General features: G+C 46.5%; 1 protein-coding gene. It reads right to left on the bottom strand.

Annotated features, from left to right (window positions below; all coding sequences use genetic code 11):
* A partial coding sequence (locus DMB65_RS22255; protein ID WP_165835012.1) for a hypothetical protein occupies positions 1 to 493 on the bottom strand: 493 nt, incomplete at both ends.

The raw sequence follows: 493 nt of genomic DNA, 5'->3' as shown, positions 1-493 counted from the left end.
GTTGGTGAACAGCTAAGCTCTCTGGTTACAGCTGCACTTGCTGTCAGCTGTGGATAAACCGTTACCGCTGCTGATGGAGAAGTACAACCGTTGGCATCTTTTATCCAAACTGTATATGTTCCCGCTGAAACACTAAAAACAGGGCTTGACTGGAATGCACCAGTAGTTCCTCCTATTCCGTAAGTCAACGGTGCCAAACTTGTAGCCGATGGAGTCGCTGTAATAGTAAAACTGCTGCCTGAGCCTGAACACTGGTTGCTAACAAAAGCGGTAACTCCAGGGGTATCATCTGTATCAATAGCAACATTTAATGGAAATATACATCCGTTAGCATCTTTTATGTAAACATCCCAGTTCGCATTTGTAGTCGGGTTCAAGTCCGCAACGTTGCTGGCAACGTAATCTGCTGCAACCGGAGCAACACCATCTTGCTTGTAAGCATACGTATAACCCGGTGTACCGCCTGATGCCGTTATGGTAACCTTAGAGGTCG

This window comes from Flavobacterium cheongpyeongense, assembly GCF_003202435.1.
In the GTDB taxonomy this organism is placed as follows: domain Bacteria; phylum Bacteroidota; class Bacteroidia; order Flavobacteriales; family Flavobacteriaceae; genus Flavobacterium; species Flavobacterium cheongpyeongense.
Note: the sequence above shows the minus strand (reverse complement) of the source record. Positions and strands in the feature narration are given on the sequence as shown.